This is a genomic window from Actinoplanes sp. NPDC023936, assembly GCF_040639325.1.
Classification (GTDB): domain Bacteria; phylum Actinomycetota; class Actinomycetes; order Mycobacteriales; family Micromonosporaceae; genus Actinoplanes.
Map to the genome: position 1 here is coordinate 1 of NZ_JBEZZR010000048.1, position 13,279 is coordinate 13,279.

Below are 13,279 nucleotides of genomic sequence, written 5' to 3' on the forward strand. Positions count from 1 at the left end.
GCCCTACGGGCCGCCCCAGCGGCAGCCCACCACCCACCCGAACCGAATCACCAGCCACTGCCCACGAGCAGCCAACCCCAAAAACCAACAGGCTCTATGGCGTAGGTAGGCGTTCACGATGGCGTTGTGTGCGGCTTCACTCACGCTCGCGATGGGTTGTGTGCGGCTTCATCCGCGCTCGCGACGGCGTTGTGTGTGTCCTGGCCTCGTTCACGCTCGCGATGGCGTTGTGTGCGTCCTCAGCCGCGCTCAGGGTGCCGATCTTGGACGATTCGCGCACGCGCGGGTGAGCCCGCGAGCGGGGCGGGAGACGAGTGGCCGGCAAGCGTGCGGGCTGGGCGGGGTGCGGGGCAAGCGTGCGGGCTGGGCGGCGTGCGGGGCAGGCACGCGTGGCTGGGCGGGGTGCGGGGCAGGCACGCGTGGCCGGGAGGCGTGCCGCCGGGAGGCGTGCGGGCTGGGCGGCGGCGGGAGGCGGCGTTCGGCAGGGGCGCGCGGGTGGGATGGACCACTGACGTGTCCCGGCGGCCGCGCTGCGGCCGGGGGACGGCAGGTGGTCGCGCGGACTCTTGGGGACGGTGGGACCGGCGGGGGGCGGGGTCGTCCGTACCTGATGGGGTTTCAGGAAGCGGGGACCGGCTCGGCCGGCTGGACCACCGTGGGGGTGGAGCGGTCCGTGGGGCGCGGGAGCTCGGGGCGGGTGCGCAGGGACCAGAGGACGGCCAGGGTGGCGGTCCAGGTGATGGCGGCGCCGAGCATGTGGGCGGCCACCAGGATCACCGGGAGATGGGTGAAGTACTGGACGAAGCCGATGAGGCCCTGACCGAATTCGACAACGATGAGGACGCCGGCGGCGCGGATCGTGGCGGCCGGGGCGTTCAGCGCGCGGAGGGCGAACCAGAGGGCGACGGAGAGGCCGATCAGCAGGAAGACCAGGTCGGCGTGGACCTGGGAGATCGCGGCCGGATCGAGGCCGTTGCGCTTGGCGCCCTGGTCGCCGGCGTGCGGGCCGCTGCCGGTGACCACGACGCCGACCGCGATCACGGCGAAGCTGGCCAGCGCGGTGATCCAGGCCAGGTGGCGGATCGGTGCGGGGACCAGCGGGACCGGCTTGCCGTCGCCCTCGTCGACGCGGCGCCAGAGCGCGTAGCACCCGGCGATCAGCGCGATCGAGAGGATGAAGTGCAGGCCGACCACCCACGGGTTGAGTTTCGTGAGCACCGTGATGCCGCCGACCACGCCCTGGCCGGGGACGCCGAGCGCGACAGCGATCGACAGCACGATCAGCGATTTGCGGCGCGGGCGGCTGACCAGCGCGGCGAAGAACGTGGCGAAGGCGAGAGCCACCAGGACGAAGGTGAGCAGCCGGTTGCCGAACTCGATCACGCCGTGGACGCCCATCTCGGCGGTCGTCGTGTAGGAGTCGTCGGTGCATTTCGGCCATGTCGGGCAACCGAGGCCGGAACCGGTCAGGCGGACCGCCGCGCCGGTGACGATCAATCCGGCGTTCGCCACCAGGGAGGCCAGGGCGAGCGGGCGCAGCGCGGACGCCAGGCGCTGCCCGGGGCGGGACAGCGAAGCGGACTCCAGGAGCGATCGGGAGGACTTCACGCGAGGGATCGTACGCGCGGGGTCCGACACGAATCTGGGCAGCTCCGATAACCGGTGTGGTGGATCACCGGGGTTCGGTTTGCAGGGCCTCGCGGAAATACGTAACGTTGGAGTAGTGAAAAACGAGGTGCTGATCCCGATGAGTGCGGTGGCGTCTGCCACGGCCTCGGACGGCCGCACCCGTGACCGGGTGGCGCAGCTGCTCCTGACGCGTGGCGCCACGACTGCCGCCGCGCTCGGAGCGGAGCTGGGGTTGAGCCCGGCAGCCATCCGCAAGCACCTCGACGCGATGCTCGCCGAGCAGCTCGTCGAAGCGCGCGAGCTGCGCAGCGACAAACCACGGGGGCGTGGCCGGCCGGCCAAGGCCTTCGTGCTCACCGCTGCCGGCCGCGAGGATCTCAACAACAACCACCCGCATCATTACGACGGCATCGCCACCGCCGCGCTCCGGTGGATCGTGGAGCATCACGGGCCGGAGGCGCTGGGCGCCTTCGCCTCTGCCCAGGTCCGAGCTCTCGAGGAGCGTCTCAAGGCCGCCATGCTGGCGGCCGGAACCGACCCGACGGCACGGGTGGAGGCGCTCGCCGAGGCGCTGACCGCCGAGGGTTACGCTGCGAGCGCGACCACGATCGCGTCCGGCGGGCAACTGTGCCAGCATCACTGCCCGGTGGCTCACGTGGCTGCCGAGTTTCCTCAGCTGTGCGACGCCGAGACCGAAGTCATCTCACGGCTCATCGGCACCCACGTTCAGCGCCTCGCCACCATCGCGCACGGCGACGGGGTGTGCACCACGCACATCCCGAGCTCGTCAGGCGCACCCACCGCAATCACGGTTAGGACAGATACATGACTGACCAGATCGTCACTCAGGAAGAGCACCTCGCCGCTCTTGGTCGGTACGAGTACGGCTGGGCCGACACCGACACCGCGGGCGCGACCGCCCAGCGCGGTCTGTCCGAGGCGGTGGTGCGCAACATCTCGGCGCTGAAGAACGAGCCGCAGTGGATGCTCGACCTGCGTCTCAAGGGCCTGCGCCTGTTCGACCGCAAGCCGATGCCGAACTGGGGCGCCGACCTCACCGGGATCGACTTCCAGAACATCAAGTACTTCGTGCGCTCCACCGAGAAGCAGGCGGCCACCTGGGACGACCTGCCCGCGGACATCAAGGCGACGTACGACAAGCTCGGCATCCCCGAGGCGGAGAAGCAGCGCCTGGTCTCCGGTGTCGCCGCGCAGTACGAGTCCGAGGTCGTCTACCACGCGATCCGTGAGGACCTGGAGCAGCAGGGCGTCCTCTTCCTGGACACCGACACCGCGCTGCGGGAGCACGAGGAGCTCTTCAAGGAGTACTTCGGCACCGTCATCCCGGTCGGCGACAACAAGTTCGCCGCGCTGAACACCAGCGTGTGGTCCGGCGGCTCGTTCATCTACGTGCCGAAGGGCGTGCACGTGGACATCCCGCTGCAGGCCTACTTCCGGATCAACACGGAGAACATGGGCCAGTTCGAGCGGACCCTGATCATCGCCGACGAGGGCAGCTACATCCACTACGTCGAGGGCTGCACCGCGCCGATCTACTCGTCCGACTCGCTGCACTCCGCGGTCGTCGAGATCGTCGTGAAGAAGAACGCCCGGGTGCGGTACACGACCATCCAGAACTGGTCGAACAACGTGTACAACCTGGTCACCAAGCGCGCCACCTGCGAAGAGGGCGCGACCATGGAGTGGGTCGACGGCAACATCGGCTCCAAGGTGACGATGAAGTACCCGGCGGTCTACATGACCGGCCCGCACGCCAAGGGCGAGGTGCTCTCGATCGCGATGGCCGGCGAGGGCCAGCACCAGGACTCCGGCGCCAAGATGGTGCACGCCGCGCCGCACACCTCCTCGACGATCATCTCGAAGTCGATCGCCCGTGGTGGCGGCCGGACGTCGTACCGGGGTCTCGTGCAGGTGCTGGAGGGCTCGTCGAGCTCGAAGAGCACCGTCAAGTGCGACGCGCTCCTGGTCGACACGATCTCCCGCTCGGACACGTACCCGTACGTCGACATCCGCGAGGACGACGTGAACATGGGGCACGAGGCGACCGTCTCCAAGGTCAGCGAGGACCAGCTCTTCTACCTGATGAGCCGGGGCCTGACCGAGGACGAGGCGATGGCGATGATCGTGCGTGGCTTCATCGAGCCGATCGCCAAGGAGCTCCCGATGGAGTACGCGCTGGAGCTGAACCGCCTGATCGAGCTGCAGATGGAAGGGGCCGTGGGTTAATCAGCCCGGCCTTTTAGAAGCGTTAGAAGCGGACCTAAAGGACAAGATGACTACCGAGGCCATCGCCCCGCCGAGCACCAAGTCGCAGGTGCTGCGCTCCTTCGACGTCGCCGACTTCCCGGCCCTGAACGGCCTGGAGGAGGAATGGCGTTTCACCCCGCTCAAGCGGCTCCGTGACCTGGTCAAGGCCACGTCCCTGACCGGTGCCGCGCCGAGCGTCGAGTACGGCGACCTGCCGGCCGGCGTGCGGGTCTCCACCGCGGACGACGTCGAGCCGGTGCTGACCCCGTTCGACCGGGTCAGCGCCCTGGCGTACGGGTCGGCCGCCGGTGTCACAGTGATCGAGGTGGCGGCCGAGGCCGAGCCCGCGGAGGCGGCGGTCATCCGGCTCGTCGGCAAGGGCGGCGACGCCGCGGCCGCGCGCACCTTCGTGAAGGTGGGCAACTTCGCCAAGGTGACGATCGTGCTGGAGCAGACCGGTTCGGTCACGCTCGCCGACAACATCGAGGTGGTGATCGGCGACAGCGCGCAGCTGACGTTCGTGACCCTGGCCGAGTGGGACGCCGACGCGGTGCAGGCCCAGCACGTGAAGTTCCGGGTCGGCAAGGACGCCCGGGTCCAGCACCTGCAGGTGACCCTCGGTGGCGACCTGGTCCGGCAGTTCACCAGCGTGGAGTACGCGGGACGCGGCGGCGACGCCGAGCTGTTCGGCCTCTACTTCGCCGACGCCGGTCAGCACCAGGAGCACCGCCAGCTGGTCGACCACAGCGTGCCGGACTGCCGCAGCTACGTGGGTTACCGGGGGGCGCTGCAGGGCGCTTCGGCGCACACCGTCTGGGTGGGCGACGTGCTGATCCGGGCCGCCGCCACGGGCACCGACACGTACGAGATCAACCGGAACCTGGTCCTTACTGATGGGGCGCGGGCCGACTCCGTACCCAATCTCGAAATCGAGACCGGCGAGGTCGCCGGCGCCGGGCACGCGAGCGCAACCGGCCGCTTCGATGACGAGCAGCTGTTCTACCTGATGGCGCGCGGTATCCCGGAGGACGAGGCCCGCAAGCTGGTGGTGCGTGGGTTCTTCGCCGAGCTGATCAACAAGATCCCCGTCGAGGAGCTGCGCGAGCGGCTCGGTGACGCGATCGAGGCACGGCTGGCCGAGGCTGGGCAGTGACGTTCGAAAATGTCGGCCCGGCGTCCGACGTGGCCAAAGGCAGCGCGCTCCAGGTGGAGGTCGACGGTGTCGAGATCGCGATCGTGCACGCCGACGATGACAATTTCTACGCGGTACGTGACGAGTGCAGTCACGCTTCCGTGGCCCTTTCCGAAGGGGAGGTCGACGGCTGCACGCTCGAGTGCTGGCTGCACGGCTCCCGCTTCGACCTGCGCACCGGTGAACCCTCCGGACCACCCGCCATTGATCCGGTGGCGGTCTACCCCGTCGAGATCCGCGACGGCGACATCTACGTTTCGACTACACCGAGTAATGGAGTAGAGCCGTGAGCACCCTGGAGATCCGCGACCTGCAGGTTTCGGTGAAGCTGCCCGAGGGCGAGCTGAAGCCGATCCTGGCCGGGGTCGACCTCACCGTGAAGTCCGGCGAGACCCACGCCATCATGGGTCCGAACGGTTCCGGTAAGTCGACGCTGGCGTACTCCATCGCCGGCCACCCGAAGTACGAGATCACCGGCGGATCGGTCACCCTCGACGGCGTCGACGTGCTGGAGCTCAGCGTGGACGAGCGCGCGCGGGCCGGCCTCTTCCTCGCGATGCAGTACCCGGTCGAGGTTCCGGGTGTCTCGGTGGCGAACTTCCTGCGTACCGCGAAGACCGCGATCGACGGCGAGGCGCCGAAGCTGCGCACCTGGGCCGGCGAGCTCCGTGGCGCCATGGAGCAGCTGCAGATGGACCCGTCGTTCGCGCAGCGCAACGTCAACGAGGGCTTCTCCGGCGGTGAGAAGAAGCGTCACGAGATCATGCAGCTCGAGCTGCTGAAGCCGAAGATGGCGATCCTCGACGAGACCGACTCCGGCCTCGACATCGACGCCCTGCGGGTCGTCAGCGAGGGCGTGAACCGGGTCCGCGCGACCGGCGATACCGGCTTCCTGCTGATCACCCACTACACCCGGATCCTGCGCTACATCCAGCCGGACTTCGTGCACGTCTTCGTCGGCGGAAAGATCGTCGAAGAGGGTGGCCCGGAGCTGGCGGAGCGGCTCGAGGCCGAGGGTTACGAGAAGTTCCTCACCAAGGCCTGACCGGGGGTTTTTCCGATGAGCTTCGACGTCGAGCAGGTCCGTAAGGACTTCCCCATCCTCGAGCGGGAGATCAACGGTCACCCGTTGGTCTACCTGGACAGCGCCAACACCTCACAGAAACCGGTGCAGGTGCTCGACGTCATGCGCGCGCACCAGGAGCGGCACAACGGCAACGTGTCCCGCTCGGTGCACACGCTCGGCACCGAGGCGACCGAGGCCTATGAGGGCGCCCGGGCTCGCATCGCCGCCTTCATCGGCGCGGCGAGCCCGGACGAGGTGGTCTTCACCAAGAACTCCACCGAAGCGCTCAACCTGGTCGCGCACTCGGCCGGGCAGATGCTCAAGCTCGGGCCGGGCGACGAGGTTGTCATCTCCGAGATGGAGCACCACTCCAACATCGTTCCGTGGCAGCTTCTCTGTGAGCGGACCGGCGCGACCCTGCGCTGGTTCGGGATCACGGACGAGGGCCGGCTGGACCAGTCCCAGCTGGACTCGCTGATCACGCCGCGCACCAAGATCGTCTCGGTCGTGCACATGTCCAATGTGCTCGGGACGATCAACGACGTCTCGGAGATCTCCGCTCGGGCACACGCGGTCGGTGCGCTGCTCGTGCTCGACTGCTCGCAGTCCGTGCCGCACCTGCCGGTCGACGTCGGCTCGCTCGGCGCCGATCTGATCGCGTTCACCGGGCACAAGATGCTCGGCCCGACCGGCATCGGCGTCCTCTGGGGACGTTTCGATCTGCTGTCGCAGATGCCGCCGTTCCTCGGCGGCGGCTCGATGATCGAGACGGTCACCATGACGGGTACGACCTACGCCGCCCCGCCGGCCCGGTTCGAAGCCGGCACCCCGCCGATCACCGAGGCCATCGGTCTCGGAGCGGCCGTGGATTACCTGTCCGGGCTGGGCATGGAGGCGATCCACCGGCACGAGCAGGCGATCACGGCGTACGCCCTCGACGCGCTGACCTCAGTTCCCGGAGTTCGCATCTTCGGGCCGGCGACGCCTGCGGGCCGCGGCGGGACGGTGTCGTTCGGTGTCGACGGGGTACACCCTCATGACGTGGGACAGATCCTCGACGCCCTCGGTGTCGAGGTGCGGGTCGGCCACCACTGCGCGCGGCCGGTCTGCTCCCGCTTCAGCGTCCCGGCGATGACCCGGGCCTCGTTCTACCTCTACACGACCACGGACGAGATCGACGCGCTGGCGCGCGGTCTCGACCAGGTGCGGAAGGTGTTCGGCTGATGATGCTCGACGGTCTCTACCAGGAGATCATCCTCGACCACTACAAGAACCCGCACGGCCGGGGACTGCGTGATCCTTTCGACGGGGAGGCGCATCACGTCAACCCGACGTGCGGAGACGAGATCACCGTGCGGGTCAACTCGGACCTGTCTGAAATTTCGTATGACGGGCTTGGTTGCTCCATCAGCCAAGCATCGGCATCCGTGCTGCACGAACTGCTGCAGGGCAAGGACGCGGCTTCCGCTGCGGAGATCCACCACTCGTTCGTGGAACTCATGCAGAGCCGTGGACAGATCGAGCCGGACGAGGAGGTGCTCGGCGACGGCATCGCGTTCGCCGGCGTCGCCAAGTTTCCGGCGCGGGTGAAATGCGCGCTTCTCCCGTGGATGGCATTCAAGGACGCGGCGGTGCGCGCGGGCGTGGACGTGGGCGCGAGCCCGGAGGTGAAGGCATGACGGACAAGACTGATTCTGTTCAGACCGTGGCGTCGGTGCCCGGCACCGCTGCTTCCTCCGACGAGGTCCCGGCGTGGCTCGAGGCCGAGCGCGCGGAGGCAGCCGAGGCCGGTGCGCCGGTCGAGGTGCCCTCGGTGAGCGTCTCCGAGGCGGCCCCATCCGCTGAACCGGCGGCCGACTCGTCGGTCGTCGTCAAGAAGGCCACGACTGACGAGGTCGAAGAGGCGATGAAGGACGTCGTCGACCCCGAGCTCGGCATCAACGTGGTCGACCTCGGCCTGGTCTACGGCACCCACGTGGACGACGACAACGTGGTCACCCTCGACATGACGCTGACGTCCGCGGCCTGCCCGCTGACCGACGTGATCGAGGACCAGACCCGGCAGGCGCTGACCGCCGGTCCCGGCGGCGGCCTGGTGCAGGACTTCCGGATCAACTGGGTGTGGCTGCCGCCGTGGGGCCCCGACAAGATCACTGACGACGGGCGGGAGCAGCTGCGCGCTCTCGGCTTCAACGTCTGATTTTCATCACGAAGGAAGGGCGGCTGCGGCCGCCCTTTCTTGCTTTCCCGGTACGTCCTTACGGGCGGTCCATGATCAGCCGGAGGAATTGTGTCGTATGCCGGTGGTAGAACCGGTTCATGGCATCGAGACCGCCCTTTCCGGAGTTGCTGTCCCTCATCGAGTCCCGCTCGGCGGCGCTGCGTGAGGCCGCGGTCGACCTGACGGCTCAGGTGCCCGGCTGCCCCGGCTGGACCGTCCGCGACCTGGTCACCCACGTCGGCCGGGTGCAGCGCTTCTGGGCCTCGGCGGTCCGGGCCGGTGCGGCCGCCGGCCCGCCCCCGGCTCCCGGCGATCCGTCCGGCGAGCTCCTCATCTGGTTCGACGAGTCCACCCCGCTCCTGGTCGACGCGCTCCGGGCGGCCGGCCCCGGCGCGCCGAGCTGGGCGTGGTGGCCCCCTTCTGCGGCGCCCCACACAGTCGGCGCTATCGCTCGTCACCAGGTGCAGGAGGCGGCGGTCCACGCCTTCGACGCGCAGGAGGCCATCGGCAAACCCGAGCCGTTGCCGGCCGCCGTCGCGGTCGACGGGGTGGGCGAGTTCCTCGAGGTCTGCCTCGGCTCCCGAGGGGCGTGGCCACACCGCCCGGCGCGCGTCGAGCTCCAGGCCCTGGAGGGCCCGTCCTGGACGGTCGACCTCTCCCCGGCCGGCGTCACCGTTGACCCGGCAGCGAGCGGCGCCCCGGTGACCCGGATGCAGGGGAGAGCCAGTGATCTGGTGCTGGCGCTCTATCGCCGGATCGGCCTGGCCGACGTGCGGGTGGACGGCGATCGAGAGGTGGCCGAGCAGATCCGGGAGTGGTGCGTCGTGGACTAACGGGTCTCGGCCAGGAAACTGATGAGCAGGGGGTTGGTGAGGTCGGGGCGTTCGAGATTGGGGAGGTGGCCGGCCCAGGGGAGTTCCTCGTGGCGGGCGTGGGGGAGTCGGGTCGTCAGGTGCGTGGCGATCTCGTGGAAGTCGGGGAGGTCGTGGGCGCCGGACACCAGGAGAGCCGGCGCGGTGATCGCGGTGAGGTCCGGCTCGGTGGGTTTCGTTGACTCGGTGGTCTTCGCCGGCTCGGTGGTGGCTGTTGGTGCGGTGGCTGCCTCGGGCTGGTCGGCGGCGGTTGCTTTTTGGGCGGCTGCTTCGGGCTGGCCGGCGGCGGTTGCGGGGGCGGCGGCTGCTTTTTCGGCTTTTTCGGCTCTTTCGGCGGCTAGCTGCACGTCGAAGGCGTGGCGTTGCATCTGCCGTACCAAGGCGCGCTCTTTCTCGCCTGCCTCCGGGCCGAGCCAGAGATCGACGTTCAGCTCGGTCGCGCCGTCGATGTCGCCGGCCTCCAGCAGAGCGTCCTCACGGTCTCCGAACGCGCGCAGGGCGGCGCTCGGCTCGTGTCCGCGCAGAGCGGTGCAGAGCAGAGCCAGGGCTGTCACGTGCTCCGGCCAGCGGACGGCGAACTCCAGCGCCACCCGGCCGCCACCGGACGCGCCGACTATGGCGGTGCGGGAGATGCCGAGCGAGTCCAGCAGCGCGGCGATGTCGGCGGCGTTGTCCCACTCGGCGCCGATCGGTACCGGGGAGTCACCCCATCCGCGCAGGTCACAGCGGACCACCTGGTGGCCGGCGGCGGTCAACGCCGGGACCTGCGGATCCCACATCCGGCGGTCGCAGACGGTGGAGTGCAGCAGGAGCACCGCCGGCCCGGAGCCGGACACATCATGAGCGAGAAGCATTCGGTGACCCTAGCCTTCCCCCAGCGACCAATATGCCGCCCGCCGCCCGCCGCCCGCCGCCCGCCGCCCGCCGCCCGCCGTGTGGTGCTTGTCGTTCATGCGCTGGCTACGGCTCGGGAGTGCGAGCCGTAGCGGGGGCATGTTTCCGGGCTGGTTTTCATGTGTTGGCTACGGCTGGGGTGGGCGAGCCGTGGGGGGTGCATGTTTCCGGGCTGGTTTTCATGTACTGGCTACGGCTCGGGTTCGCGAGCCGTAGGGGGTGCATGCTTCCGGGCTCGTTTTCATGCGCCTGCTACGGCTCGGGCTCGCGAGCCGTAGCGGGGACAGGTCACCAGGCCGTCATTCCTGCCGGAGCTACGGCTCGGCCGAGCGAGCCGAGCCGAGCCCTGCGGAGCCCAGCCGGGCCGCCCCGCTCGGCCGAGCCCGGATCTTGGCTGATGAGCGACGCTGGGATGGGCCGCGACGGAGACTAGGCGGGGGCTACGGCCTTGGGGACCTGATCGGTTCGGTCCAGGGCCTGCCACGCCGGGAACACGAACGGGGCCGCTGTCACCGCCAGGTAACCGATCGCGGCCAGCAACGCTGCCGTCTGCAAGCCCAGCACGTCGGTCGCCCAGCCGCCCAGCACGCCGCCCAGCGGGATGCCCGCCCAGGACACGGAGATCAGCACGCTGATCACCCGGCCGTGCATGTGAACCGGGATGCGGCGGTAGACGGCGGCCAGCAGGATCGGGTTCACCGTGGACATCAGCGCCCCGGAGACCGCCGCCGTCGCGAGCACGACCCACACCCTGTCGGTGAGCGCGAGGGCCAGCAACTGAGCCGGCCCGCCGAGGAAGAAGCAGATCCCGAACGTCAGGCGCCGGGGTAATCGTGTCGCGAAGACCGTGAAGACGATGTTGCCGGCGACAGCGCCGAGGCCGAACGCGGTGCCGACCACGCCGAGAGCGGCGGGTCCGTGCGGGCCGTCGTGGACCCATACGGGTACGAACACGGTGGCGTACGCCTGGTCGAACATGTTCGTGACGAAGAGCAGTGACATCACGCCGAGGATGAGCCGATCCGCGCGGACGTACCGGAATCCGTTGCGCAGCGCCGCCGCGTACCCCTGTTCCCTCTGTTCGTCGCAGGCCGCCGCGTCCGCGGCGCCGACCCGAACGAAGGCGCCGATGAGCAGCGCCGCGACGCCGAACGTGGCCGCGTCGAAGAGCAGCACGGTGGACGGGCCGAGCGCCGCGATCAACAGCCCGGCCAGCGGTAGGCCGATCAGCGTCGATGCGCGAGCGACTCCGTCGTAGAGGGTGGTGCCGCGTTCCGTGGAGACGCCGGCCGCGGCGATCGTACGGGGAAGAAGCGCTCTTTTGGCCGCGTCGCCGAACCCCCGCAGAGCGCCCGCCAGGGCGATCAGCAGGATCAGCACGCTGAGTGAGGTGTTGTGGTAGTACGCGAAGATCGGGATGCCGGCGACCGCGAGCACGCTGGCGGTGTCCGCCGCGACGGCGGTCGGACGCGGGCCGACCCGGTCGACGATCGGGCCGCCGATGAGGCCGGAGAGAACGTAGGGGAGCATCTCGGCGAACCCGGCCACCCCGGCGAGCAGGGCCGAATCGGTGCTGGTCAGGACGAGCCAGGGCAGGGCCACGAAGGTGATCCGGCTGCCGAGCATCGAGATCCCCTCGGCGGCGAGGAGGACGGCGAACTGGCGGTTGCTCGTCGGCGCGGGCCTCGGGAAGGGGCGTCTCAGCGGACCTGCGGAAAGGACTGCCATTGGAACACCACCTTTCCGCTGTCCGTCGGCGCTGGTTCGCCGGGCCGGTCGGGCGGATAGTCGGCGAGCACGCGGTCGATGCGTCCGAGCAGTTCAGCGGCCTGTTCCGGGGTGAGGCGCAGGGTTCGGTTGCCGATCGTCACACTGCTGCCCCATTCGTCGGGAACGGTGCTCGCCACCGCCAGAAAGTCCTGCACGCGCTGGAAGTCGGCGACCGCGACGGCCCGCAGGGTGGACGGGGTGTCGTCCGGGGTGGACACCCGCCACCAGCGTTCCCGGCCTGGGCCGCGCCGCGGTTCCTCTTCGACGAAGCCGTACGCCGCGAGTTGCCTCAGGTGGTAACTGGTGGCGCCGGAGCTCTCCTCGAGGTCTCCGGCCAGCCGGGTCGCGGTCGAGGCGCCCTGTTCGCGGAGGACGCGCAGGATGCGGACGCGCAACGGGTGCGCCAGTCCGCGCAGCGACTGCGGGCCGAGGCTTGCGGGCATCGTCCAAAGATAAGTTTGCAAATATACCTTTGCAAGACACGCGTCTATATCACTAGGCGGGCGGCAGGTGATCGATCACGTTGTAGCGGTCCAGGACGAGACGGCCCGATGAGCCGACGAAGCGGCTGATCGACGCGTTGCGGACACTGCCGGCCTCGGCCTCCACCGCGAGCACCCGGTCCCAGTCCAGGTCCTCGATGACGGCCCGCATCATCAGCACGACCGCGTCGTGGGCGACCACGACGACCCGCTTCCCGGCGTGTTCCCGGTGCAGATCGTCGAGAAAGGACGACAGGCGGACCCGGATGTCGGCGAACGACTCGCCGCCCGGTGGCGCGTACTCGTACTCGCCGGCCTCCGCCCGCCGGGCCGCCTCGCCGGGATAGCGGGCCGTGACCGCCGCCCGGGTCAGCAACTCCAGCTCACCCATCAGCCGGTCGACGAGCCGGTCGTCGGTGCTCGGCTCGGGCAGGTCGAAGCCGGACTTCTCGGCCGCGATGCGCCACGTCTCCCGAGCCCGCAGGTACGGCGACGTGATCACGACCTGCGGCAGGCGTTCCTCCGGCATCGCGGCGAGCCATTGACCGAGCGCCGCGGCCTGCTCCTCGCCGGCCGGGGTGAGCGGCACCTCGGCGTCCCGTCCGCTGATCTCGGTCTCCAGAAGGTCCTCCGCGTCCGCGGCGGGGAAGGCGACGTTGGCCAGGCTCTGCCCGTGCCGCACCAGAATCAGTTCAGCGACCATGATCGAACCCTATCGGTCACGTTCCGGAATCGAAAAGATGCGCGACGTAATTCGGTAGCGAGTCGAGGCGCGGATGCCGAGACTGGCGGCGTGACCACGCTGATGATCGACGTCTGTGTCGCTGCGGCCGATCGGGCCGGGCGGCAGCAGGCGGCCGTCCGAGGAACGGCGGTGTCCCGGCA

At 69.4% G+C, this 13,279-nt stretch carries 14 protein-coding genes; 9 read left to right on the plus strand and 5 right to left on the minus strand.

Annotated features, from left to right (window positions below; all coding sequences use genetic code 11):
• Positions 1-618: 618 nt before the first annotated feature.
• The gene (locus AB0F72_RS37215) at positions 619-1,572 is read right to left on the minus strand and encodes a COX15/CtaA family protein (protein WP_360442274.1); all 954 of its coding nucleotides are present in this window, start codon (positions 1,570-1,572) and stop codon (positions 619-621) included.
• 175 nt (positions 1,573-1,747) lie between these two features.
• On the opposite strand from AB0F72_RS37215, the gene AB0F72_RS37220 reads away from it, so the two are divergent.
• The 9 genes from AB0F72_RS37220 (at position 1,748) to AB0F72_RS37260 (ending at position 9,209) form a co-directional block, all read left to right on the plus strand.
• Positions 1,748-2,458, plus strand: coding sequence for a transcriptional regulator (locus tag AB0F72_RS37220; RefSeq protein WP_360442277.1), 711 nt, complete (start codon positions 1,748-1,750; stop codon positions 2,456-2,458).
• Positions 2,455-3,876: a Fe-S cluster assembly protein SufB gene (sufB, locus tag AB0F72_RS37225; protein WP_360442131.1), complete on the plus strand. Its 1,422-nt coding sequence runs from the start codon at positions 2,455-2,457 to the stop codon at positions 3,874-3,876. The genes AB0F72_RS37220 and sufB overlap by 4 nt, the downstream gene beginning before the upstream one ends.
• 46 nt (positions 3,877-3,922) lie before the next feature.
• Positions 3,923-5,050, plus strand: coding sequence for a Fe-S cluster assembly protein SufD (gene sufD, locus AB0F72_RS37230; RefSeq protein ID WP_360442134.1), 1,128 nt, complete (start codon positions 3,923-3,925; stop codon positions 5,048-5,050).
• Positions 5,047-5,379: a non-heme iron oxygenase ferredoxin subunit gene (locus AB0F72_RS37235; RefSeq protein WP_360442137.1), complete on the plus strand. Its 333-nt coding sequence runs from the start codon at positions 5,047-5,049 to the stop codon at positions 5,377-5,379. Before sufD ends, AB0F72_RS37235 begins: the two co-directional genes overlap by 4 nt.
• A complete protein-coding gene (gene sufC, locus AB0F72_RS37240; protein WP_360442140.1) occupies positions 5,376-6,134 on the plus strand; it encodes a Fe-S cluster assembly ATPase SufC in 759 nt (252 codons plus the stop codon). The genes AB0F72_RS37235 and sufC overlap by 4 nt, the downstream gene beginning before the upstream one ends.
• A 15-nt stretch (positions 6,135-6,149) precedes the next feature.
• Entirely contained in the window at positions 6,150-7,379 is a 1,230-nt protein-coding gene (locus AB0F72_RS37245; protein ID WP_360442143.1) for a cysteine desulfurase, read from the plus strand.
• A complete protein-coding gene (sufU, locus tag AB0F72_RS37250; RefSeq protein ID WP_360442145.1) occupies positions 7,379-7,834 on the plus strand; it encodes a Fe-S cluster assembly sulfur transfer protein SufU in 456 nt (151 codons plus the stop codon). Before AB0F72_RS37245 ends, sufU begins: the two co-directional genes overlap by 1 nt.
• Positions 7,831-8,355, plus strand: a complete 525-nt coding sequence (locus AB0F72_RS37255; protein WP_360442148.1) for a metal-sulfur cluster assembly factor — start codon at positions 7,831-7,833, stop codon at positions 8,353-8,355. Before sufU ends, AB0F72_RS37255 begins: the two co-directional genes overlap by 4 nt.
• A gap of 119 nt (positions 8,356-8,474) precedes the next feature.
• A complete protein-coding gene (locus AB0F72_RS37260; protein ID WP_360442151.1) occupies positions 8,475-9,209 on the plus strand; it encodes a maleylpyruvate isomerase family mycothiol-dependent enzyme in 735 nt (244 codons plus the stop codon).
• Here AB0F72_RS37260 and AB0F72_RS37265 read toward each other — a convergent pair.
• The 4 genes from AB0F72_RS37265 to AB0F72_RS37280 all read right to left on the minus strand — a co-directional run bounded on the left by AB0F72_RS37265 (position 9,206) and on the right by AB0F72_RS37280 (position 13,097).
• Complete coding sequence (locus AB0F72_RS37265; protein ID WP_360442154.1) at positions 9,206-10,102, minus strand: alpha/beta hydrolase; 897 nt, start codon at positions 10,100-10,102, stop codon at positions 9,206-9,208. The two genes, AB0F72_RS37260 and AB0F72_RS37265, sit on opposite strands and share 4 nt — an antisense overlap.
• Before the next feature lie 469 nt (positions 10,103-10,571).
• Positions 10,572-11,870 (minus strand): MFS transporter, encoded by a 1,299-nt coding sequence (locus AB0F72_RS37270; RefSeq protein ID WP_360442157.1) that lies wholly within the window; start codon positions 11,868-11,870, stop codon positions 10,572-10,574.
• Positions 11,843-12,355: a winged helix-turn-helix domain-containing protein gene (locus AB0F72_RS37275; protein ID WP_360442160.1), complete on the minus strand. Its 513-nt coding sequence runs from the start codon at positions 12,353-12,355 to the stop codon at positions 11,843-11,845. The genes AB0F72_RS37270 and AB0F72_RS37275 overlap by 28 nt, the downstream gene beginning before the upstream one ends.
• A gap of 52 nt (positions 12,356-12,407) precedes the next feature.
• Positions 12,408-13,097, minus strand: a complete 690-nt coding sequence (locus AB0F72_RS37280) for a histidine phosphatase family protein (RefSeq protein WP_360442163.1) — start codon at positions 13,095-13,097, stop codon at positions 12,408-12,410.
• Positions 13,098-13,279: the final 182 nt, after the last annotated feature.